This window comes from Fibrobacter sp., assembly GCA_017503015.1.
GTDB lineage: Bacteria > Fibrobacterota > Fibrobacteria > Fibrobacterales > Fibrobacteraceae > Fibrobacter.
Genome location: JAFVTX010000046.1, coordinates 1 through 21,150, shown reverse-complemented (window position 1 = coordinate 21,150; position 21,150 = coordinate 1). Strand labels below are relative to the sequence as shown.

The following is a 21,150-nucleotide window of genomic DNA, read 5'->3' as shown; positions in this document are numbered from 1 at the left end:
TAACAAATTGGTATATTTAATATAATTTCAAACAAACTCTTTACCTCTCTCTGTTTGTAAATTTTTATTTACAAGAAAGTTCGGTATACCGCATTTCTCCATTTTTGGGGCAAGGACGTTCCAAATTGGAATAATCACTCTAGTGAAAAACTCCCGTGAACTCATTTTTCTACATTTGGCAACGCAAAAACTATAGGGACCACCCTCAAAAAAGGAACGAATCATGGCAAACAAAGTCTATAACTTTAGCGCAGGGCCTTCTGTCCTGCCCGAACAAGCACTCAAGGAAGCCTCGGCTGCCTGCATCGATTACGCCAACAGCGGCATCAGTATCCTTTCCATGAGTCACCGTTCAAAGCCCATCGAAAGCATGTTCGAAGAAACCGAACAGTTCCTCCGCGACCTCATGGGCATTCCCGAGAACTACGACATCGTGTTCCTGGGCGGCGGATGCTCCCTGCTGTTCTGCATGCTCCCCATGAACTTCTTGGACCAGAACGCCACCGCTGACTACGCGCTGACCGGCGTGTGGGCCAACAAGGCCTGCAAAGAGGCCAAGCTGTTCGGTAACGTGAACGTGGCCTGCGACACCAAGTCCGAAACTTACAGCCGCATTGACAAGAACCTGAAGATGAGCGACAACGCCACCTACCTGCACATCACCGCCAACAACACTATCTACGGTACGGAATGGCACAACATCCCGAAGCCGAAGTCTGGATTCCTCATGGCCGACGTGAGCTCCGACTTCCTCGCCCGCAAGATCAACGTGTCTGACTTCGGCGTTGTGTACGGCGGCGCCCAGAAGAACATCAGCTGCGCTGGCGTGACCGTGACCATCATCCGCAAGGACCTGCTGGGCAAGGTGAACCGCGCAATCCCCACCATGCTGAACTTCCAGACCCACATCGACGCGAAGAACATGTTCAACACGCCGCCGGTATTTGCCGTGTACGTGATGAACCGCACCCTCAAGTGGCTCAAGGAATTCGGCGGCGTGGAAGCCATCGAAAAGGTGAACCGTTCCAAGGCCGCTCTCCTTTACAGCGCTCTCGACAACTCCAAGGTGTTCGTGGGTACCGCAGCCAAGGAAGACCGCTCCATCATGAACGTGCCCTTCGTGTTCAACAAGGACGTTGTGGCCGCCGACAAGGCCGATGACCTGGCCAAGGAATTCCTGGAATTCGCGAAGGCTCGCGGCCTCCAGCAGCTCAAGGGTCACCGCTCCGTGGGCGGCTTCCGCGCATCCATCTACAACGCGATGCCGGTGGAAGGCGTGCAAGCCCTCGTGGACTGCCTCGGCGACTTCGAGAAGAAAGTTTTGGGCTAGCCCAACGTTCGAAGGGTTATCGCCTCAAGCCAACAATAAATTAGAGAGGTCTCCGCGAATGCGGAGACCTTTTCTGTTTTAAAAGGAGATCCCCGGTCAAGCCGGGGATGACAAATTAAGCGTCTTCGCTCTTCTTGAACTTGTTCACTACGTCGGGAACAATGTCCATGACCTTGGAGACTAACGAACTGTCTTTGGTAATGGGCATAATGCGTACGTCGTCGCCCTTGATGACCAAGAACGCTACCGGTTCAACAGAAGCCCCACCGCCAGAGGCAGAGGTATCGCCCTTGCCGGCATGACCGCCAAAGCCGAAACCCACGGATACGCGGCTCACGGGAACCACCGTAGATTCGCCCGCCTGGATAGGCTGACCGATGACTGTTTCCGCCTGGGTAATAAAGCGGAGCTTTTCCAAAAGAGTTTCTGCAAGTTTTTCAATAGCCATGTCTTGAATATAATAAAATAACAAGCAAACAGTTACTAGTTACTAGTTACTAGTTACTAGAAAAAACGTCCTATTTTTCACTAGTAACTAATAACTTAGAACTCAGAACTGCGGCGAAGCCGCTAATATCGTGCTTCAAAAATCCGGTCGCCTGCCACCAGGAACTTTTGGTTCAGGTCAGGCCAGTCCATGTAACCCCAAACCACCACCACGCGTCCACCGGACAGCTGGGTCGCCATCCCGCGGGCGCCATCTCCTGCCGTGAAATAGCAGACATCTTCATCCGGTTCGATATTCCGGGGAATCGCCCGCTTCAACTGCTTTATCCACTCCAGGTAGCGGGATTCCTCTACCAGGTCCCAACTGCGGGCCACGTTCCAGGCCAGATTGTCGTCAGAATAGCTCTGCTCCAGCACCGGGAAAAAGGACTTGACACCCAAGAAATTTTTGGTCTGAATGGTTGTCCTGCCCGTCTCCCGATGTTCAAAGGGCAAGCTTAGGAACTCCTGAGGGAAGCCGATGCGCACCCCCGGCACCGAACGAACGAAATTTTCCAGGGTGCGCCGTTCGTAACGCCTGAAACTGTCATGCCGGAATACGAAAATACGGTAATCGGCGCGAATGCTCTGCTCCAGATATTTTCCTCGCAAAATGGAATGGGCCCCCTGGAACCGCCCGCTGTTGGTGTAATAGTCCAACGCATAGACGTCGCCCTTAAACTCCAACACAGAAACATTCAGCGTATCGCCCCACTGGGTTGCATAGCGCAAATCTACCTCACGCACAAAACCGTTACCCTGCACCTTGGAGGAATCCACCGAAACACGCATAGGTTTACGGCCCTCGAACCGGAGCTTGGAATAGTCCACCTTGACATGCTCTTCGGAGCAACCCCATAATGCAAACAAGGCTATTGCGAGAAAAAGACGGATCATGATTCTTTCACCCCGTAATCACAGAACTCGAAAATCGGGCAGTTGGCACAACCCGCCTGACACTCACGGCACATAAAGGAATTTTCCCCTTCTTCCAAATAGAACTGCAACGAATGGGCCACGGCATAGGGATTCTCGGAATACAGAGCCACGCAAAAGTCGTTCATCATCTTCTGCTTCTGCTCAGGCGAAAGGTCTGCAAAACCGCCTTCCCGGGCAGGCCCCATGATAGAGAGGAATCGTCTTGCTCCCATGGTCAAGGGCAGGTCTGGCCAACGGAAACGCTTGAGCCCGCGCCCTACCCCATAGCCAAGACCAGCGGGAGACTTTCCGCACAGGCGGTAAATGGCGGCACAGGCCTTAGGCCGCGCGCCACGCTTTCCCATAAAATAAATCTCTCCCAAGTCTCGCCACATCTCTTCGGGAGTGGAACTTGCAATCCAGTTTTTCAAGTCTCCATGCCGGCGGACAAAAAAGCCCACGCTCCAAAAGATTCCCGCCACGTTCTTGAACAAGGACCAGTCCCGGTTTCCAAGGGCGGACTCCACAACTGCCTCGATATCGCCACCCTTGGGCACGGGCAAAGTCCAGAGCTTGTCTCCGGGGAACTTGCGACAAAGCGCCGTAAGCAATGCGCCAATTTCGTCCATGCGCAGGTCTTGATACAGGGCCGTTCCAAGCAGAGTCCAGGCGATTTTTTCGTCGTCTGTTTTTGCATGAGCCGACACCTGCAAAACCGGATCATCCAGATTGGCAAAGCGTTCTACAAACAGGCGAAGCGCCCTGCCAAGGACAGGTTCGTCTTGCAGAAATCGCTTTGCAGAGGCCATAGGGGCGTCACCAACGATTCGGGCCTTAAAGCGCCTCGCCCATCTTGACTGCAGAACCGAGCCTGGACTTGAACAGGTCCGGATGGCGTTCCCGGATCTTCTTGTCCACTACGAGAATGACGGTGCTGCCCATCTCGAAGCGTCCCAGCTCTCCGCCTTTTTCCACACGGATTTCTTTGGAGGGTTTCCAGTCGTAACGCTTGCAGTCCCTAGGGAGCTTGCCCGCATTCACCAGAAGTTCGTCGGTGTAGGCCACACCGATACGGCCCACATTGGTAGCCCCGACTTTAACGACAAGCATCTCCGATCCGTCGTCCAGGCGGATATGGCTGGTAAGGCGTTCGTTAATGCAGAACAGCCCTTCTACTCGCTCAACACTGCCCACATTTACCGGCCAGAGAGTTCCCGGACAGTAACTGGCACCCACCACCGTTCCTGCAACAGGACTGTGAATGCGGTGGTAGTTGAAAGGCGCCAGGTAAATCGTCGCAAAAGCACCGCCCTCAAACCGCTTGGCCATTTCGTCATCGCGGAGCAGGTCCTTCAACGTGTATGTCTTGCCTTTCGCCTGAATCATCTCCTGCCTTTCGTCGAATGTGGCCGTCTGGGAAAGCACACCATCTACCGGAGAAACAATTTCAGATTCCGCAATCGGGCGGGCACCGGGTTTCAAGTGCCGGATAAACAGTTCTCCGATGTTGGCGTAATGCTCCAGCGGATATTCGGCCTCTTCCATGTTCAGCTTGTAATAGGCGGCAAAGGCATTGCGGGCCACCTTCGAAATCACAGGCAGACGGAGGCGGGTCAAAGCACCGAAGGCACGGCTAGCGGCATTCTTCGGCAAGAGTTTCATGAAAATGTAGAAGGGAGTGTTCATTTTAGGGGATAGGGGCTAGGATTTAGAATCTAGGGGCTAGGGGTTTGAGGTCTACCCAAAGGGCATAACTCTACTAGGGCAACGAATTGCAACGCAATTCTAGTTGCCAAGTATCGTTTAGGCGCTTTGCGCCTTTGGGGTATGAGGAATAAATCATTACACATTTCACATTCCACACTACACACTATTTAATGATTCTCTATACTTTTCAAATTCGTAGAAAACATCTTCCAGAGGCGGGGGGCAAACGGTACAGCCCACTCCTTTTCGGGAGCTACACGGCTGGTCGTCTCGGCGGTAAATTCAGAATACACCAAGAACACCAACTCTCCATAGCGGGCGTCCCAAAGACTCCAGAGAATCTTCCAAGTGTAACCGCCACTGCTTCCCAGATCTGGGTCCATATACACATCCAGCCGCACCGGCATAGAAACATAACGCAGTTCGTACCGACTGGCCAGTTCGTTCAGCAAGTTCCGCAGGGCTTGGGGCGGCTCGCGGACCAGCTTCTGTTCTATATTGTCCCGCTCCTGCCAGGGCGCAAAGTCTTCCAGCTTCTTGCCATCGGTAAATTCCGTCTGCAAAAGCAAAGCCGAAAGGCTGTCCATATACAGGGTGTCCGATTCTGGCAGGCGCATGCCGGGCAGCAACAGCTCCCGACGCATCTTCGGGAATGCCTTCACGAACAAGGAATCTTCGATACGGGCCAGGTCAAAATCCAGGGCGTCTGCACTATAGCTGTGACACATACGGCAAGTTTCCGGACGGCCTGCCGTCACCTTCAAGGTGGGCAACACGCCAACCACAGCTGTGGAATCCAGACGGCCATAGGCCGCCTCATTCCACTCCCGGTAGAACTTTTCCTTGGAAATTTTCAGCTTGATTTCGCCCCGTTCCCCGCACTCCGTACAAGGGGCATCGCCCATGCCGGAATCACCCGCAGAGCCGCCCTCGCCGCCACCGGAGCCCGCACAGGCAAGCAAAAGCACAGGCAAGCAGGCCATCAGCAAAACGGCAAGCCAATTATTCGATTTGGGAGTCATGAACTAAATATACTTTTTTTTCTAGGAGATCCCCGCCGGAGTTTACCCCGGACTTAGCCTGCACTGAATGGTACGCTGAGCTTGCCGAGGGGTCGAATGGGCGGGGATAACAAAAAGGCCCGGGCACAAGCCCAGGCCAAATCTGAAAGCAAAAGCACCTAATTAGGGTTCTTCCTCATCAACAGCGGGAGTCACGGGAACAACCACCGGTTCTTCCGTCGGATAGGTGTATTCCACAGCCTTGGCCTTAGTCACGTCTGCGGTGCCGTTTGTGTTATAAGGAATCAGCTTAAAGGAAAGTTTGTCTCCTTCCTCTCCAAGATAAGTCAAGCGAACAGTCACCTTCGAATCAAGAGTGCTCAAGGTATAATAACTAGAATTGACAACCTCATAAGCACTCATTTTCTGAGTGACATTCTTGTACCACAAGGTATAACCGCTCACAGCACCTTTAGGAGCAGTCCATGTCAGGACAACCCGAGTCTCGGGATAATCTTCATCGGCTGTAGCCTTCAATGTAACATTTTCAGGAACTGCAGCAGAACCGGAAGCTCCAACCTTGAAGTTCTTATCCACTTCAACATAAGCACCTTCGGTAGAATAGGCATTGCCTTCAATGTAGTAGGTCGAGGTCTTGCTCCAGAAGCCATCAATCAGTTTAATGGTAATGGATTTCTTGTCGGAACCCAGGGACACGGCCACCATCTGGTCGCGACCGTTTCCATCTTCAACGGTCCACTTGCTAGCCTTCACGGAGTCAGCAGCCAGTTCCGCAGAGAATGTCAAAGTGATGGAAGAGTTGGAGTCAATCTTGTCCAGGTTGCTGGAAACCAACACCAATTGACCGGCCACCTTGCTCATGCTAATCAGAGGAACCTTGATGGCATCGCCGGCCCTGTAAGTAGAACCGCCAATGGTGGTTTCGCCCACAATAGCGTAATTCTTCTTGTCAAAGGTTGCCTGGCCCACGGTGATATCAACTTCAACACCTTCAGGGAGGTTTTCGAACTTGTACTCGCCATTCTTGTCAGTCTTGGTAGAAAGTTCGGAAGGAACAAACATCTTGGGGAGAGTTGCGTATACAGTGACTTCCGCAGCGGCTTCCCTATTTCCCTTGTCATTGGTATAAAGAACCGTGCCACTAGCAGTCACACCGGTCTTGTACATATAGATGGGAGCAATGACATCGCCCACGCGGGCCACGTTACCCTGGCCTTGCTCGTCTAGAGTCACCTGAGTGAGGATCGTGGCATAACCTTCCTTGGAAATTTGGAAGGCATGATTTCCGAGAACCTGCTTTTTCCAGGTAGAGAGACCGAACTCGTCAGTCTTGACAGTCTTGTCGTCCACAATGGAGTACACTTCTGCTTCTTCGACAGCAGAACCATCGTGGTTGTCCATCACCTTGAGGGTGATGGTAGCCTTGTCCTTGGCTTCGTCATTGACGTTGACGACTTCGTCAGCACCGCAAGCGACCAGGAATGTTCCGGCGGCGAGCAGGGCGAAAGCGGATTTCAAATTCATAGAGAACTCCTTTGGTTTTTAGTTGCCTTAAAAATAATAAAAAATGCGCAAAACAAACCAAGATACAATATATTTTTTTCTAACAAAAGAAACAAATGCAATTAGGGAACGTTTAGAGAACGCTTTTCAAGGAATTTTAGCTCAGGTAATTTTTTGTTTACACAAAGACTGGATCTTAGCAGATAGAAATTCTCGATGAACCTGCTTATCCCCATACTTGTCTTCGGCCCCAATTTTCAATTCTTCGTCCGTATAGCCACTACTAATTTGTTGTAAAAAAACTTTGTTGGCGACATCGTCATAGTTGAAATGAATACGGAACGTGCGGTAGGCAAGCACACCGTTTTTTTCAATTTCATTGATGGTCAGGCGACGGCGCGAGCTGTCAAAAAAATCTTTGGAGAAATTCCCGCGAGATAGTTGCACCCGGGCAAAACTTTCCAAATCAAAACCGCAGCGTTCCGCAATCCAGCGGGCCTGTGCGGCAAAGGCTTCAGACGATTCTACTGTCCACGGTTCCCCCTCCTGTTCCTCCACCCAGCCCGCCTTGGCATCGGGGAAGGCATCCGCCATGGGGATGTAGGGTTTGATGTCCAGTACCGGAGTTTCATTCAGCAGATCTGCCTCGTCTATATACAAAGTAAGGCCATCAATTTTCAGGAGTCGCACGCAAGAAAGCCCGATGGGGTTCGGACGGTAGGGGCTGCGGCTGGCGAAAGTACCTACGCGGTCCTTGCCTTTGGGCGGCACCGGCGGGCGCGTCGTCGGGCGCCAGCCTTCATTTTCGTGGAACTGGAATATGACCCAGATGCGTTCAAAGCCGTCCAGGTCACGGAGCGCCATCTCAAAGTTCTGCCCCGGCTTCAGTTCGATACGGCCCGGATGCCCCGCAAAGAGCCTCCCCTGCCGAGGAGCGTCGTACTTATAAACTGCATCACCGTAGAATGTGCCGATTGGGGTCACCTGCATAGAGGACAATATAGAATTTACCGTCCTTTTTTCTACATTTGTGCCCGATGAAAGACAAGGCAAAAAAACTAATTGAAAAGTACGAGGAACTGGAATCGGAACTGGGGAACCCGGAGGTTCTAGCCGACCAGGCCCGTTACAACAAGATCCACAAGCAGTACAAGGGTATCGAAAAGGCCGTAGCAAAGGCCAAGGAATACCTGCAGATGTTGAACGACCAAGAAGAATGGAAAGCGGCTCTTGGCGATTCCGACCCCGAGATGGTGGCCATGGCCAAGTCCGAACTTTCGGACATCGAAAAGAAACTGCCCGGCGTCACCAACGAACTGCAGATTTTGATGGTCCCCAAGGACCCCTGGGATTACCGCAATGCCACTCTCGAAATCCGTGGCGGTACCGGCGGTGACGAGTCGGCCCTCTTTGCAGGCGACCTGTTCCGCATGTACCAGGGCTACTGCAGCCGCATGGGTTGGAAAATGACCATCCAGGACGCCAGCGAAGGTACCGTGGGTGGCTACAAGGAAATCCGGGTGTTCATCGAAGGCGACAGCGTCTATGGAACTTTGAAATTCGAAAGCGGCGTGCACCGCGTACAGCGCGTGCCCGAAACCGAAGCCCAGGGCCGCGTTCACACATCGGCTGCGACGGTAGCCATTCTCCCCGAAGCCGAAGAAGTGGACGTGGAAATTCGCGAAGCGGACATCCACATGGATACCTACCGCTCTTCGGGTGCTGGCGGTCAGTACATCAACAAGACGGACTCCGCCGTTCGCCTGACCCACATTCCCACCGGCGTGGTGGTGAGCTGCCAGACGGAACGCAGCCAGCTGCAGAACCGTTTGCACGCCATGGAAATGCTCCGTTCCAAGATTCTGGACGCCGTGATTGCGAAGAAGGAACAAGAAGAAGCGGCCAGCCGCAAGGCCCTGGTGGGTACCGGTGACCGCAGTGCCAAAATCCGCACCTACAACTTCCCGCAGAACCGCGTCACCGACCACCGCATAGGCCTTACGCTCTATAACCTGGACAAGGTCATCACCGGCGACCTGGACGAAATCATCAACGGGCTCCAGATGGCCAACGCCCAAGAGAAACTGGGAAAGTTTAACGCGTAAATATCATCCCCGCAGTAGGCGGGGATCTCCTTTTTTGCAGAACGGGAAACTGGATTCCGGGTCAAGCCCGGAATGACGATTGAGGAAAAGAGAATCTTATGCCGCAGATGACAGTGCTTGAAATCTTGAACCGCACCAAGGCCTTCTTCGAAAAGAAGGGCGTGCCCGATCCGTTGCTGGACGCCCAGTACATTATCAGCCACGGTCTCAAGATGAAGAACCGCATGGACCTGTACCTGAATTTCGAGAAGCCCCTGACCCCTGCGGAACTTGATACTTTGCGCCCGCTGGTGGCCCGCCGCGGAAACCGGGAGCCCTTACAGCACATTGTCGGTGATACCAGCTTCCGCGGGTTTGTCATCAAGTGCGACCCTCGTGCACTGATTCCCCGCCCGGAGACTGAATCCCTGGTAGATATGGCGAAGGACGCCCTAAAAGGTATCGAGAATCCTTTTGTCGTGGAAATCGGGACTGGCACAGGGGCCATCGCCATCGCCTGTGCCAAGGAAATCGAAGGAGCGAAGGTTCTTGCCACCGACATTTCCGATGACGCCCTGGCCCTGGCCCGTGAAAACGCACTGGCCAACGGACTAGACGACACGCTCAACTTTGCCAAGGGCGACCTGCTGGACGCCGTTACACTCGAGGCAATCAAGAAGGCCACCGGCGATGTGTTCGGCGAAGCCTCCACAAAGATAGACTGCCTGATAGCGAACCTTCCCTACATCCCCGACGGAGAAAAGGGCAAGCTCCAGCCAGAAGTGGACAAGTTCGACCCGGCGCTGGCACTGTACGGCGGACCCGACGGCCTTGACCTGGTGCGCAAGCTGCTATCCCAGACCGAAGGCCGGCTTAACGCAGGGGCCCCTATCTTCTTGGAAATCGGGTCGGAACAGGCCGAAATCCTGAAAAACGAAGCCGCAAACTACCCCTGGCTGGAATTTACTGGCGCCCACAAGGATTATTGCGACAACATTCGTTTTGTAAGCTACAAGGCCAAATAGATTTTTGTTCTATCTTTCCAGGAAGTGTGGGGGTACATGAGAAAGATTTGGTATACAATTCTTTTTGCTATGGCGATATTTCTCGCCGGTGGTACTGCTTTTGCCCAGGACACCGTTTATGTAATCCAGGTGGTGACTCCTGCGCAGGCGGAGGCTCTGCAAGCCCAGGACAATCCCGACCAATCTGCAAAGGAAAAACGCCCCAAAAGGCGGAGCAGTTTCTACCTGAACGGCGGCCTGGGATTTGATTACTCCTACATCTATTACGACCACCGCTATTACGACGAACACACCCAGTATGACGGTACCGGGGCGGGTATCGCTGGTGAACTTTCGCTAGGCTTTCTCTTCAAGGAACTTATCGCCGTCCATGGAATTTTCGACTTTTCCATAGCCAGTGGCGAATACGATTTAGAAAACGGAATTCGGGAGCAGCCCGTACCCAACGGCGGATATTACCAGAGAAGCGGAAACGACAACGACGCCTTTGGAAACGATTTTGAAACAACAACCCTCATGGGTGGTGCAGGAATCACGTTCTTCCCCTGGCTGCACAACAAGCCAAATTCCTTTATGGGCGGGACATTCATCAATGCCGACTTACTGATGGGAATCATTTTACTGGACGACCCTTACTACTTTGACATTCACGGCAATAGCCAAAGCAAGGACTGGTTCGCCTTCGCCATGAATCTCGAAATCGGAAAGGACTGGAAGGTTTCGGAAAGGACCTACGTCGGGCTAGCCCTGAAATGGCAAATCCTCGGCATTGCCTCCGGAGATGACATGGAAGGCGAAGAGGACTATGAAAACTACTACCATCACAACCACGCGATGAATTCGTTCCAGTTGCTGTTCCGCGTAAACCGTAAGTAATCATCACACCCCTACAGGGCAGCCGAGAGCGCCCAGCACATATATTTCGCTTTCACCAGCGCGATAAAAGGGCAAAAGCATATCGTCATCTACAAAACTGCTATCTACCCCGCCTAGCTGGAGCTGTTCATTGATACGGCGCCGGAATATGGAAAAACCGGAATCCCAGGGGGATTTTTCAGGAAGTTCTACGGAGCGGGCATTGTTTTCACGACGATACTTACGATTCATATTAACCTCTTTTTTAGAAAGACACACAAACAAGAAAGTGTCTTTCTGTGCAGGTAAATATAGAACCTACAGCATGTCAAAAAGTGACATTTTGCGTATTTTTATTCAATCACCGTGGCAGTGACCTTGGCGTGACCCACTTTGTCAAGGCCGATATCCTTACCGGCGGCCACACTCAGGTCTAAAATTCGCCCATCTACGTAGGGTCCGCGGTCATTGACCCGCACCACAACCGAGGCCCCCGTATCGTCCCGAACCACCTTCAGTTTTGTGCCGAAGGGCAGGGACTTGTGGGCACAAGTGTAATCGTTCTGGTTAAAAATTTCGCCGCTGGCGGTCTTTTTTCCATGGAATCCCGGGCCGTAATAACTGGCTTCCCCCTGGAGTTTGGTGCCTATTTCGGCCTTTTCCTTGGAGGCGTAATGCTTTTCGGGAAAACGAACATAGCCCTTTCGGGAAGCAATTTTTGCATTGGCAGCCGCACAACCCGACAAAACAAATGCAAGTCCGACGCACAAAGCCCACAGCGACAGCCGTAACCGCACACCCAACTTACTCGAAGTCATACATGCTGTTGTAGGTGTTCTCAAGGATTTCATCTTCCTTGCTCTTGACCTCAGCCTTCTTTTCTTCGGGCTTCTTGTTAATTGACTCGTGATACTGGGCAGACATCTGGTCAATGTGTTCTATGCTCTGTTGAACACGCCTGCGAAGCCGTTCTATTTCGGAGTCGGTAATGGCAAGCCTATGGTCCAGAACTTTGGCGGCGTATTTTCCCCAAGGGGTATCCCTGTGTTTTGAACGCAATTCATTCAAAACAACTCCGACACTGTCTCCACGCTCTGGATCCATCTGAAAATACACGAACTTCATGTAAAGGGCCTGAACACCCGATTCGGTGTCGGGATAATCCCTGTACAAGCTGTCAAAAGCGGCAAAGGCCGTAGCGTATGCCGAATCCACCTGTTCCATCTGGTCCAGCGGCACTTCCGACGCCACCGTCCACAGGCTTTCCGCCTGCAAATACCGTTCCCTGGCTTCGTCATCACGGGTCTTGATGGTCACCCGCATCCCTAGGTTCGCCTGAGCTTGCTTGGCATATTCCGTACCCGGATATTTTTCAATGATTTCTTTGTAGAGTTCTTCGGCGGTATCTTCGTCACCTTTGTACTCGTCGTAAATAAATGCCCGAGCATACGTGGCAAGCATCACCCGCGCAGAATCAGTAGAATTCTCGATAATACCCGTCAGCCTATTTACCGCACTATCCACCTGGTCAAGCTTAAACAAGAAAAGCTCCGCTATCTGGAATTCTGTCCCGAAGAAATTATCCACATTAGGAACAGAATCCTTGCTCAACGAATCGTTCATATTTCGCATGGCAATCAGGCGCTTAAGCGCTTCGCTTAAAGCCCGGCTCTTTTGAGCCCAATCGCAGTAATTCAGGGAACTATAGCTGCTGTCGTAATAAATAACGGCCTGCTCATAATTCAAGGTTTTCTGTTGCTCGTAATCACCCATGTTGTAGTAACTACGGGCCGCATACTGAGTCTTGGGATAATCTGAATTCACCTTCCGCAAGATGATAAAGGCATCGGGGTAACGTTCCGCCATCAGGGTTACCTCCCCAAGACGCACTAAGTACTCCGGCTGTTTCTGCTCGTAATCCGGATTCTTGAAAAGAGCCTTGTATTCGTCGGCGGCCTTCAGGTATTCTTTCTGGTTTACTAAGCACTCCGCCGCCTGCTCACCGGCCGTCTGCCGTTCCCGAACATTCAGTTCCTGAATTTCCTTGGCCGTATAGTGTTCCCTGGATTTTGCCCAATCTTCTTTCTTGAAATAAAGACCGGCCAGACGGAAATGGGCCTTGCCCCTCATAAAGGGGGTTCCTGCCGTATCTGCAAGAACTGCTTCCAGAGCGGCAATGGCCTGGTCCGGGAATTCCGACTGTTCGTCTAAAAGCGAAAGCAGATTCAAGCCCTGAAAATAGTACGGGTGGTTCTTACTTGCAATCACCGGTTCCAGAGCAAAACGGCTGATATTGTATTCATGGTTCCGATAGAGACAGTAAGCCCGCTGGTATTCCACCGCCCGCATAGAGTCGTAATCGGCAAAATACCTTTCATACTCATCGTACTTGACTATGGCCTTTCCCCATTCTCCCTTGTGGCGGAAAGACTCACCTATCAAGAAAACCGCCTCGGCCGTCCGTTTCTTGTTGTTGGGGAAGCGTTCCAAAACTCTGGAACCTTTCTCGATAATCTTGTCGTATTTCTGGCGTTCTTCAGCTCCGGGGCTGGAATTAGTTTCATCGGGAATGCTGTCTAGCCGAGCTTCCCTAAGTTCACCCGCCTCATCATACAAACGTTCCGCATTAAACATATGGTTCAAGTAAGCACAGCAAGTACACCCCTCCAGCAAGAGAGCAAGCAATGCAAGCACTATGTAGCGGAACCGTAGCATAGGACTAAAGATACAAAAATAGACGAGAAGAAGAGGAAAACAGGCTAGTTATCAGTCTAATGTCTCATTACCCGCAACTCAGAACTCACAACTCAGAACTCTTTCAGGTACGTGCTGTAGTCACAGAGTTTGAGGCCAGCCGGGAGAACGGACTTGTCGAAACGCACCATGCGGATTTCTTTAGGCGTCCCGACAAATCGAGCAAGAATTTCAAAATTATCTTGAGTTTCCCAGACCGCAGCATCAATCACCAGCTCTTCCCCGCAATCCGTTTCACCAGTACTGTTTCCGATACCAGAAATCCTTGAATTCTGTTTGAGAAACCTGGTGAAAACCTCTGGAGCAAGCCCCAAATGATTAGACGTGTTGGAAGAATCGTAAACGACCACATGAACCTCACGAAAACGATTCAAGGAATCGAACACCACCGTATAGGTGTGCTTGTAGGGAGCGTCGTAGAAGGATTCCTGCCAAACATTTTTCTTCACCGGTCTAAAATTCTTGATGTCGTATTTCTTGAAAAACTCAGCAGGCGACGCACCGTAACGAACAAGGTAATGGCCAAGCATTGTGGAAAAATCATGCGTCGTCGCAGGAGCCATTGTTTCACGCAAGCTATCCACGGCTCGGTTCAAGTCAGCCGCAAGTCCGGTCCCCTGCACAGGCATGGCCGGTCGCGTCACGTTGCATTCCTGAATGCGCTGTTGGATATCCGGATACTCCGGATCTTTGCTCTGAATTTCTCGGAACTGCATACGGGCACGATCGTAGTCGCGACCCTTCAAATAAGCAAGCCCGAGAGCTTCCCGCAGGGGCATATTCTCTGGGTATTTTTCCACCAAGGGTTCCAAAATTTCCCAGGCCAGCTGGGAGCGATCCATAGGAGAAATTTTACCCCCTCCTGTTCCAGGAGCAGTCTTTTCACCAACTGTAGAAAGGGCAAGTGCAGCCCCCTCGAAATCAGGCCTAAAGGCCAGAATCCGCTGGTAAATCTTTTCCGCTTCATCGTAACGGCCCTGATACTCCCACAAGTACCCACGCAAGAGCATAAGTTCCGCATCCAAGGGGTACTGAGTCAAACCATAGTCCAGCAGCGACGAACAACTGTCCAGATTCCCCTGATCGTGGAAAAGCCGAGCTAGCATTTCATAGCCGCGAGGTTCGTTCCCTGCCGAAAGGCTTATAGACGTACGAGCTTCTTCTATTGCCTGAGGCAAGCGATTGTTCTCCTTCAACAGGCGAGCAAACCACAAGCGAGCCTCCACTAGGGTTGGAGCCTGATCCACGGCAATCTTTGCCATTTCAAGGGCCACCGTCTTGTTGCCCGACTTATAGGTCTTGCGGCTTTCCAGATACTTAGAAAGCCCCGACTCCGGATACTTGCCCTGCAACTTTCCAACCAGTAAATTCAACCGGTTGCTTTCCAAATCAGTCAACGAATCCATTTCAAACAAAGTATTCGTTTCATTCCACAGGGAAACCACCGATTCAGGATACAACAGCGACACTGCATTGAAAATTTCGTTTGCCTGGGCATAAGCCCCACTACGGAACAGTTCGGTCGCCCGGCGGATTTCACCTTGAGTCTGGATAGGGAGTGATGCCAGTTCCTCACGCATGTCGGGAGAATCGCCTTTCATAAATTCAGTACCGGCCTTGATTCCAAAAGGAACTTCCGGTACCGCCACCTTCGCAGGCGCCATATTCAAATAAAGCTGGTAACCGCCCAAGCCTAAAGCGGCCAGACAGCAAAGTATCAGGAATAAGTATGCCGCTTTCCGCGATGTCTCGGACGCTAAAGGCATTACAACTCCAGGAAGTCGGAGAGTTTTTCTTTGTGTTCCTTGCTTTTCTGCAAACGCCTAAGGGTCTTGTTCTTAATCTGGCGCACCCTTTCACGACTCAAACGCAAATCTTCACCGATATCCTTGAGAGTGGTGTCTTCCGTGGTATCCAGGCCATAGAACATCTTCAGGATTTCTTCTTCCCTACGAGGGAGCGAGGCCAAGGTTTCGTCAATCATCTTGCGACGCTCTTCTCGCTCCATTTCCTCTTCTTGCTTACCGTCGTTGCCAAGAACATCCATCAAGGTACTGACGGTATCTGCTCCAGAACTGTTGCCCGCATCATCACCGATAGGGGCATCCAGGGAGATGTCCACAATCTTTTCCATGACCTCGATGATGTCCTTTTCATTGGGCGCAAACTCTTCCATGGCCATGGTCTTGGCGTAATCGCCACCGTTCAGCATCAAGGCTCGTTTAAAACGATTCACCAAAGCGAGCTTGTTGGGCGGGATACGCACAGACCCAACCTGCTCAAAAAGAGCTTTCTGAATAGACTGGCGGATCCACCAGACAGCATACGAGATGAACTTGACATCCTTGTTCATGTCAAAACGCTTGGCTGCCTTGTAAAGACCGATATTGCCTTCGTTAATCAAATCCAGCAAAGCCAGTCCTCGCCCCTGGTACTTGCGGGCCACAGAGACCACAAAGCGAAGGTTACCCCGAATGAGCCGTTGGAGGGCCGATTTACGAATTTCCTCCGTTTCGCCGGTCCGGATAATCGTCAACAAAGCCTCTTCCTCTTGTTGAGAAAGAGTTGGGTAACGATTCAAATCGCGAAAATAAAGTGATTCGTTAAACTCGCTCATGATTTTTCCAAAATATTCGGAGTAAATATTGTTTTTTACACGTTTTTCGTCAATTCCTTCAGTTTATCGTAGGGGTAAATTCCCGAACGGTGACCGTCGCTAAAGGATAAACCCGCAGCGTAGCGACCAATGGACTGAACCCTCTCCAGTTTAATATCGTCGGGAACAGCAGAATTGTCAAGCAATTTTTCACCGGTATGTTCATCTACGCACAGGGCACAGGGGCAAGCGAGACGAAGTTCCCTGGCTGAACATGCTCCTCGTGTTCCATCGTTCCACTCAAAGCCAAGCTTTCCATCTTTCGTCCTGAAAACTTTCTTGGGCTGGATCATACATCCTCCTCCGGAAGTTCGTCAAAGGCATAGTTGAAGTTCTTGAGTACGCCATCTCCGACCGACTTGAATACCGAAAGTGTTCTCACGACTGCATCTGCCGCCTGCAAAAAGGCCTTTGCCGATTCTGAATTCGGATAGCGGAGCACCGCAGGTGTTCCTTCGTCTCCGCAATCGGCGACCGCAGGTTCAAGAGGAATCTTCGCGATTAACGGCACACCCCAATTTTTGGCTATGCGTTCACCGCCGCCTTGGCGGAAAATGTTGTGGTGTTTTCCGCACCCGTCGCAGATGAAATAACTCATGTTCTCCACGACTCCCACCACAGGAACTCCAACGGAGTCAAACATGGCAAGCCCCTTGCGACAGTCGGCAAGAGCCACCTCTTGCGGGGTGGTCACCACTACGGCACCTGCCATGGGGCAGTTCTGGGTCAGCGTCAGCTGGATATCCCCCGTTCCAGGAGGAAAATCCACCAGCAGGTAGTCGAGCTTGCCCCAGCGCACCCGGTTCAAGAAATGCTGGATCATCTGGCTTGCCATAGGGCCTCGCCAGATAGTGGCCTTCTCGGAACCGGCAAACATGCACATGGACACGATGGAAATGCCGCCCTTGGCTTCTACCGGGGCGATGGTATTGTCTTCGAAAACCTGGGGGTCCCTGTCGATACCGAACATGAGGCCCATACTGGGGCCGTAAATATCTGCGTCCAGAATTCCCACACGGGCACCGGACAGGCTTAGCGCCATGGCGAGGTTCGCCGTCACCGTGGACTTGCCTACCCCGCCCTTGCCAGAGGCCACCCCAACGATGTGGGAAACTTCGCCAAGGAAAGAAACCTGGGGCTGTTCGGGAGCATCGCCTACGCGGCCGGCATTGGAGGTAAGGGTCACCTCCACCTCAGACGCACCCAGCCCCTTCACAATGGAAATGCACTGGTCCTTGAACCGGTCGCGGATGGGGCATGCCGGAGTCGTGAGCACCAGGTCAAAAGTAACCTTGGTCCCTTCGATTTTCAGATTCTGTACAAAGTTCAGCTCCACGATGTTCTTGTGCAGATCGGGATCCTGGACAGCCCGGAGGGCGCTTAAGATGTTTTGTTCAGAAAGAAGCATAAGCAATGTGAGATGTGAAATGTGAAATGTGGAGTGTGTGATGTGGAATTACACATTCGTCATTTCACATTACACATTTTTTCATTTTGATTTTCTCATTTATGAATATCGCGGCATTCGAAGAAGGTGGGTCATACAAGGCGGCCATTCCTCTTCGTAGTGGCTCACCAGAATAATAGTCGTTTCTTTAGAGAGCAGGTCCAGCAAGTGGAAAAACTTATCCCGATAGCCCTTCTCCAGCCCCTGGGAGGGTTCGTCCAGCAAAAGTACCTGGGGCGGGCGGATAGCGGCACGGGCCATAAGAATCACCCGCTTGTCTATGGGTGAAAGCTTGCGGACATTTTCTTCGGGGTCTTCAAAACCCAGGTAGGTAAGCCATTCCTTCGCCTTGGCCCGTTCTTCCCAGGTGGTATTGTCCGCCTTGCAGAGGTTCGGCGTAAATCCCGTGCAGAGCACCTCCAAGAGGCTCAGGTCTTCGCGGTACTGGAGCGCCAGTTCCGGAGAGAAGAATCCCAGTTTCGCCTTGTGGTCCCAGATGTTCAGACCATGCCCCGGACGTTCGCCCAGGAGTGTAATGTCGTTTCCATAAATCTGGGGGTGGTCCGCCGTCAAGAGCCCGAGCAACGTACTCTTGCCTGCGCCGTTCTCCCCCATGACCACCCAGTGTTCGCCCTTGCGGACCTGCCAGTTCAAATTTCTGATAACCGTCGTTTCGCCAAAACGGACGTTGACATTTCTTAGATCGAAAAGGACTTCCCCTTTATTGTCATCCCCGCGCAGGCGGGGATCTCCAAGCCTACACTTCAGGTTCACAACCTCGTAGTCCGTCAGTTCAGCCTTGCGGAATTTCGGCTGGACCGCCACATCGGGCAACGAACCGGCGTATTCCTTGAACACCTTGTTCTCGAATACAAAAGCGGGAATCTCCGGAATCAGTTCGTCTTCACGGGCAAGACGTACCACCACATTCAAGTTTTGCCGCTTGGCAAGACCGGCCACACAGCCAGCCAAGTGCACGCGGTACTCCGGGTCCAGACCGCCGAACAGGTCATTGAAATAAACCCACTCCGGTTTTTCCATCCACATGCGGGCCAGCAACACCCGGCGGAGTTCCCCGTTAGACAGGCTCAGGAGCTTTCTCTCCAGAATGTCCATCGGCAAGTCTGCGATGACCATGGCCTCGTCAAGCTTCGCGGGATCCGTTTCCGGAAACGGCACGTCGTCGATATAGCGGTCCGTCTGCAAAAAGAACTTCTTGTTCAAAAGCAGGTTCTTGACCAGCGGAGCCTCCGAATCGTGCAAGCTGATAAAACGTTGCTGCCAGAAGGGCGCCAGGGCCTGCTGGATTTTACGTTGCATGGATTCGGACATAGTAGAAACATTCTTGCGCTGGTTCAAGAAATGGGAAATGACCCGGTCCAGATCCGCACCATCGGTGCTAAAAATCTGCACCTGAGGGAACTTTTCAATCAATGCTTCAAAACGCCCGAATTCCATAAGCCACACCAATCTAGATTATTAAAAGAACATGGGCCAAAGGCCGTCTATAAAAAGCACCGTGCAGCAGGCCACCAGGGCAACGCCCACCAGCCCAAAACGGAACAGGGATGCCACCACGGCCGTTACAAGAGCAAGCACGCCCGACAGCATGGAATCCGTAGAATAGAAGATGGCAGGCACCGTCATGGCGGCAAGTACCGTGCAGGGGATGTAGGCCAAGAAAGACTTGACAAAGGGATTGCTCAGCTTCCCTTTCAAAAGCACAAAGGGGACTGCCCGCAAAAGGAAGGTCACCCCCGCCATAACCATCAAGAAGGCAAAATATTCCCTAAGGTTCATCGTCTGACTCCTTGACCGGAAAGAACATGGCCCCAAAGAGAGAAGCTACTACCGCACAGATGATGATGGAAAAACCATAAGATACGCCCTGCAGCACAGGGACATACTTGAATGCAAGACTCAAGGCGATAGCCACAACAACGACAATCAATGTGGACAGATGTTTTTTGCAGGGGGGCACCACAATGGCCACAAACATGCCATACAAGGCAACGCCCAGGGCATTGGTAATCCAGGAAGGTAGAATCTCTCCTGACACAGCCCCCGTGAGCGTCCCCAGGGACCAGCCGATATAGGGCAGCACCATCAGGCCAAAGAAATAGCGGGGAGTCACGCGATTTTGCTGGGCCATGGACACGGCGAAAATTTCGTCGGTGATTCCCGTGGCCAGAAGCAGGCGGTAAGGCGTCGTAAAATCAGACGAGACTTTCTGGGAAAGGGTAATGGCCATCAGGGAATAGCGCAGGTTGATAAAGAAGGTGGCGATAGCCATCTCCAAAAAAGTGCCGGCGGCATCCACCATGATGTTAAGGCCCGCAAACTGCCCCGCCGAAGTCAAGTTGGTCATGGAGATGAAGGTCACCAAGAACCAAGACATGAACTTGGAGCCGGCGATGCCGAAAGAGAAGGACACCGCAAAATAGCCGATGCCTATGGGTAACCCATCTTTCACGCCCTTCAAAAACATACGGGCCAAAGATAGTAAATAGTGATTAGGGGTTAGGGGCTAGGATCTAGGGGTTAGGGGAATGTGGAATTATTCATTTCTCACTACACACTCCACATTACACACTTGTAAGCTCCAGTCACCGTCGGCAAAAGACTTACCGTATGTTGATACGGCTGGTCTTTGCAGAACTTCCGGTCACAACGCGGACCATGTAACTGCCCTGCGGGAGACCTTGAAGGGAAACATTCCTACTACCAGCAAAGGTTTCCTGGAAAGTCTTCACGCGATTGCCCAGCATATCGAACACCTGTACGCGAACTAAAGATTCTCTAGGCGCATAAATCGCAAGGCTGTTGTGAGCGAAGGAAACCTTTAATTGCGACTGCAGTTCCGCTACGAATGCTTCTGGGCTACTTGCACTAGAGCTGCTAGACACAATGGTTGTTGCAGAACTGGAGCTGGGAGGAACAAAGTCTAAGCAGGAGGTTTCCACCCACCATTCCCTATTTGAAGCATCCGTATTCATCCACTGTAAACTTCCTGGACGTGTGGGGGAAATAGTGTAGCATGTTTCCGCAGTCATATTGTTCAAACCAGAATTATAGCAGTGTTCCGCATAGCCCCCGACACCGTTCACAAAGGCAATGCAGGGGCTTTCTTCGACAGAACTACTAGATTCTGCCCCGCTGCTTGAACTTTCCTCGGAACTGCTGGATTCTTCAACCACTTCGCTGGAGGAGGACTCTGCTTCAGAGCTGCTAGACTCCTCAACCGTTTCGCTGGAGGAGGACTCTGCTTCAGAGCTGCTAGACTCCTCAACCGTTTCGCTGGAGGAGGACTCTGCTTCAGAGCTGCTAGACTCCTCAACCGTTTCGCTGGAGGAAGACTGTTCT

22 protein-coding genes are annotated in these 21,150 nt (G+C 52.0%); 4 read left to right on the top strand and 18 right to left on the bottom strand.

What is annotated here, in order from left to right; all coding sequences use genetic code 11:
- The first annotated feature begins 223 nt into the window (after positions 1 to 223).
- Complete coding sequence (gene serC / locus IKB43_07960) at positions 224 to 1,330, top strand: 3-phosphoserine/phosphohydroxythreonine transaminase (protein MBR2470067.1); 1,107 nt, start codon at positions 224 to 226, stop codon at positions 1,328 to 1,330.
- 115 nt (positions 1,331 to 1,445) lie between these two features.
- Here the strand turns inward: serC and IKB43_07955 are convergent, their stop codons facing one another.
- From IKB43_07955 to tsaA, 7 genes are all read right to left on the bottom strand, one after another.
- Positions 1,446 to 1,778, bottom strand: coding sequence for a GerW family sporulation protein (locus IKB43_07955; GenBank protein MBR2470066.1), 333 nt, complete (start codon positions 1,776 to 1,778; stop codon positions 1,446 to 1,448).
- A 122-nt stretch (positions 1,779 to 1,900) separates the two neighbouring features.
- The gene (locus IKB43_07950; protein MBR2470065.1) at positions 1,901 to 2,713 is read right to left on the bottom strand and encodes a hypothetical protein; all 813 of its coding nucleotides are present in this window, start codon (positions 2,711 to 2,713) and stop codon (positions 1,901 to 1,903) included.
- A complete protein-coding gene (locus tag IKB43_07945) occupies positions 2,710 to 3,543 on the bottom strand; it encodes a hypothetical protein (protein MBR2470064.1) in 834 nt (277 codons plus the stop codon). Before IKB43_07945 ends, IKB43_07950 begins: the two co-directional genes overlap by 4 nt.
- Before the next feature lie 25 nt (positions 3,544 to 3,568).
- Entirely contained in the window at positions 3,569 to 4,420 is an 852-nt protein-coding gene (psd, locus tag IKB43_07940; GenBank protein ID MBR2470063.1) for a phosphatidylserine decarboxylase, read from the bottom strand.
- A gap of 188 nt (positions 4,421 to 4,608) precedes the next feature.
- Complete coding sequence (locus IKB43_07935) at positions 4,609 to 5,463, bottom strand: hypothetical protein (protein MBR2470062.1); 855 nt, start codon at positions 5,461 to 5,463, stop codon at positions 4,609 to 4,611.
- Positions 5,464 to 5,625: 162 nt separating this feature from the next.
- Complete coding sequence (locus tag IKB43_07930) at positions 5,626 to 6,987, bottom strand: hypothetical protein (GenBank protein ID MBR2470061.1); 1,362 nt, start codon at positions 6,985 to 6,987, stop codon at positions 5,626 to 5,628.
- A gap of 141 nt (positions 6,988 to 7,128) precedes the next feature.
- A complete protein-coding gene (tsaA, locus tag IKB43_07925; protein ID MBR2470060.1) occupies positions 7,129 to 7,950 on the bottom strand; it encodes a tRNA (N6-threonylcarbamoyladenosine(37)-N6)-methyltransferase TrmO in 822 nt (273 codons plus the stop codon).
- A gap of 53 nt (positions 7,951 to 8,003) precedes the next feature.
- On the opposite strand from tsaA, the gene prfA reads away from it, so the two are divergent.
- The 3 genes from prfA to IKB43_07910 all read left to right on the top strand — a co-directional run bounded on the left by prfA (position 8,004) and on the right by IKB43_07910 (position 10,951).
- The gene (prfA, locus tag IKB43_07920; protein MBR2470059.1) at positions 8,004 to 9,071 is read left to right on the top strand and encodes a peptide chain release factor 1; all 1,068 of its coding nucleotides are present in this window, start codon (positions 8,004 to 8,006) and stop codon (positions 9,069 to 9,071) included.
- Positions 9,072 to 9,169: 98 nt separating this feature from the next.
- Positions 9,170 to 10,075, top strand: a complete 906-nt coding sequence (prmC, locus tag IKB43_07915) for a peptide chain release factor N(5)-glutamine methyltransferase (protein MBR2470058.1) — start codon at positions 9,170 to 9,172, stop codon at positions 10,073 to 10,075.
- A 69-nt stretch (positions 10,076 to 10,144) separates the two neighbouring features.
- On the top strand, positions 10,145 to 10,951 hold the full coding sequence (locus IKB43_07910; protein ID MBR2470057.1) for a hypothetical protein: 807 nt from the start codon (positions 10,145 to 10,147) through the stop codon (positions 10,949 to 10,951).
- Between the two features lie 3 nt (positions 10,952 to 10,954).
- On the opposite strand, the gene IKB43_07905 is transcribed toward IKB43_07910, so the two are convergent.
- The 11 genes from IKB43_07905 to IKB43_07855 form a co-directional block, all read right to left on the bottom strand.
- Entirely contained in the window at positions 10,955 to 11,182 is a 228-nt protein-coding gene (locus IKB43_07905) for a hypothetical protein (GenBank protein ID MBR2470056.1), read from the bottom strand.
- A gap of 101 nt (positions 11,183 to 11,283) precedes the next feature.
- The gene (locus IKB43_07900; protein ID MBR2470055.1) at positions 11,284 to 11,748 is read right to left on the bottom strand and encodes a septal ring lytic transglycosylase RlpA family protein; all 465 of its coding nucleotides are present in this window, start codon (positions 11,746 to 11,748) and stop codon (positions 11,284 to 11,286) included.
- On the bottom strand, positions 11,735 to 13,645 hold the full coding sequence (locus IKB43_07895) for a tetratricopeptide repeat protein (GenBank protein ID MBR2470054.1): 1,911 nt from the start codon (positions 13,643 to 13,645) through the stop codon (positions 11,735 to 11,737). The genes IKB43_07900 and IKB43_07895 overlap by 14 nt, the downstream gene beginning before the upstream one ends.
- Before the next feature lie 92 nt (positions 13,646 to 13,737).
- Entirely contained in the window at positions 13,738 to 15,450 is a 1,713-nt protein-coding gene (locus IKB43_07890; GenBank protein MBR2470053.1) for a tetratricopeptide repeat protein, read from the bottom strand.
- Complete coding sequence (locus tag IKB43_07885) at positions 15,450 to 16,301, bottom strand: RNA polymerase sigma factor RpoD/SigA (GenBank protein ID MBR2470052.1); 852 nt, start codon at positions 16,299 to 16,301, stop codon at positions 15,450 to 15,452. Before IKB43_07885 ends, IKB43_07890 begins: the two co-directional genes overlap by 1 nt.
- 35 nt (positions 16,302 to 16,336) lie before the next feature.
- Positions 16,337 to 16,633: a DUF971 domain-containing protein gene (locus IKB43_07880; protein MBR2470051.1), complete on the bottom strand. Its 297-nt coding sequence runs from the start codon at positions 16,631 to 16,633 to the stop codon at positions 16,337 to 16,339.
- Positions 16,630 to 17,748: an Mrp/NBP35 family ATP-binding protein gene (locus IKB43_07875; GenBank protein ID MBR2470050.1), complete on the bottom strand. Its 1,119-nt coding sequence runs from the start codon at positions 17,746 to 17,748 to the stop codon at positions 16,630 to 16,632. The genes IKB43_07880 and IKB43_07875 overlap by 4 nt, the downstream gene beginning before the upstream one ends.
- 99 nt (positions 17,749 to 17,847) lie before the next feature.
- Positions 17,848 to 19,245: an ATP-binding cassette domain-containing protein gene (locus tag IKB43_07870; GenBank protein MBR2470049.1), complete on the bottom strand. Its 1,398-nt coding sequence runs from the start codon at positions 19,243 to 19,245 to the stop codon at positions 17,848 to 17,850.
- Between the two features lie 21 nt (positions 19,246 to 19,266).
- Positions 19,267 to 19,587 (bottom strand): AzlD domain-containing protein, encoded by a 321-nt coding sequence (locus IKB43_07865; GenBank protein MBR2470048.1) that lies wholly within the window; start codon positions 19,585 to 19,587, stop codon positions 19,267 to 19,269.
- Positions 19,577 to 20,275, bottom strand: coding sequence for an AzlC family ABC transporter permease (locus IKB43_07860; protein MBR2470047.1), 699 nt, complete (start codon positions 20,273 to 20,275; stop codon positions 19,577 to 19,579). Before IKB43_07860 ends, IKB43_07865 begins: the two co-directional genes overlap by 11 nt.
- Positions 20,276 to 20,411: 136 nt before the next feature.
- Positions 20,412 to 21,150 (bottom strand): T9SS type A sorting domain-containing protein (locus tag IKB43_07855; GenBank protein MBR2470046.1); only part of this gene is annotated, 739 nt, incomplete at its 5' end.

What these genes read in the sequence shown, in the direction of transcription:
- serC (MBR2470067.1), top strand. Translation starts at nt 224, where the DNA reads ATGGCAAACAAAGTCTATAACTTTAGCGCAGGGCCTTCTGTCCTGCCC.
- IKB43_07955 (MBR2470066.1), bottom strand. Translation starts at nt 1,778, where the DNA reads ATGGCTATTGAAAAACTTGCAGAAACTCTTTTGGAAAAGCTCCGCTTT.
- IKB43_07950 (MBR2470065.1), bottom strand. Translation starts at nt 2,713, where the DNA reads ATGATCCGTCTTTTTCTCGCAATAGCCTTGTTTGCATTATGGGGTTGC.
- IKB43_07945 (MBR2470064.1), bottom strand. Translation starts at nt 3,543, where the DNA reads ATGGCCTCTGCAAAGCGATTTCTGCAAGACGAACCTGTCCTTGGCAGG.
- psd (MBR2470063.1), bottom strand. Translation starts at nt 4,420, where the DNA reads ATGAACACTCCCTTCTACATTTTCATGAAACTCTTGCCGAAGAATGCC.
- IKB43_07935 (MBR2470062.1), bottom strand. Translation starts at nt 5,463, where the DNA reads ATGACTCCCAAATCGAATAATTGGCTTGCCGTTTTGCTGATGGCCTGC.
- IKB43_07930 (MBR2470061.1), bottom strand. Translation starts at nt 6,987, where the DNA reads ATGAATTTGAAATCCGCTTTCGCCCTGCTCGCCGCCGGAACATTCCTG.
- prfA (MBR2470059.1), top strand. Translation starts at nt 8,004, where the DNA reads ATGAAAGACAAGGCAAAAAAACTAATTGAAAAGTACGAGGAACTGGAA.
- prmC (MBR2470058.1), top strand. Translation starts at nt 9,170, where the DNA reads ATGCCGCAGATGACAGTGCTTGAAATCTTGAACCGCACCAAGGCCTTC.
- IKB43_07910 (MBR2470057.1), top strand. Translation starts at nt 10,145, where the DNA reads ATGGCGATATTTCTCGCCGGTGGTACTGCTTTTGCCCAGGACACCGTT.
- IKB43_07905 (MBR2470056.1), bottom strand. Translation starts at nt 11,182, where the DNA reads ATGAATCGTAAGTATCGTCGTGAAAACAATGCCCGCTCCGTAGAACTT.
- IKB43_07900 (MBR2470055.1), bottom strand. Translation starts at nt 11,748, where the DNA reads ATGACTTCGAGTAAGTTGGGTGTGCGGTTACGGCTGTCGCTGTGGGCT.
- IKB43_07895 (MBR2470054.1), bottom strand. Translation starts at nt 13,645, where the DNA reads ATGCTACGGTTCCGCTACATAGTGCTTGCATTGCTTGCTCTCTTGCTG.
- IKB43_07890 (MBR2470053.1), bottom strand. Translation starts at nt 15,450, where the DNA reads ATGCCTTTAGCGTCCGAGACATCGCGGAAAGCGGCATACTTATTCCTG.
- IKB43_07885 (MBR2470052.1), bottom strand. Translation starts at nt 16,301, where the DNA reads ATGAGCGAGTTTAACGAATCACTTTATTTTCGCGATTTGAATCGTTAC.
- IKB43_07880 (MBR2470051.1), bottom strand. Translation starts at nt 16,633, where the DNA reads ATGATCCAGCCCAAGAAAGTTTTCAGGACGAAAGATGGAAAGCTTGGC.
- IKB43_07875 (MBR2470050.1), bottom strand. Translation starts at nt 17,748, where the DNA reads ATGCTTCTTTCTGAACAAAACATCTTAAGCGCCCTCCGGGCTGTCCAG.
- IKB43_07870 (MBR2470049.1), bottom strand. Translation starts at nt 19,245, where the DNA reads ATGGAATTCGGGCGTTTTGAAGCATTGATTGAAAAGTTCCCTCAGGTG.
- IKB43_07865 (MBR2470048.1), bottom strand. Translation starts at nt 19,587, where the DNA reads ATGAACCTTAGGGAATATTTTGCCTTCTTGATGGTTATGGCGGGGGTG.
- IKB43_07860 (MBR2470047.1), bottom strand. Translation starts at nt 20,275, where the DNA reads ATGTTTTTGAAGGGCGTGAAAGATGGGTTACCCATAGGCATCGGCTAT.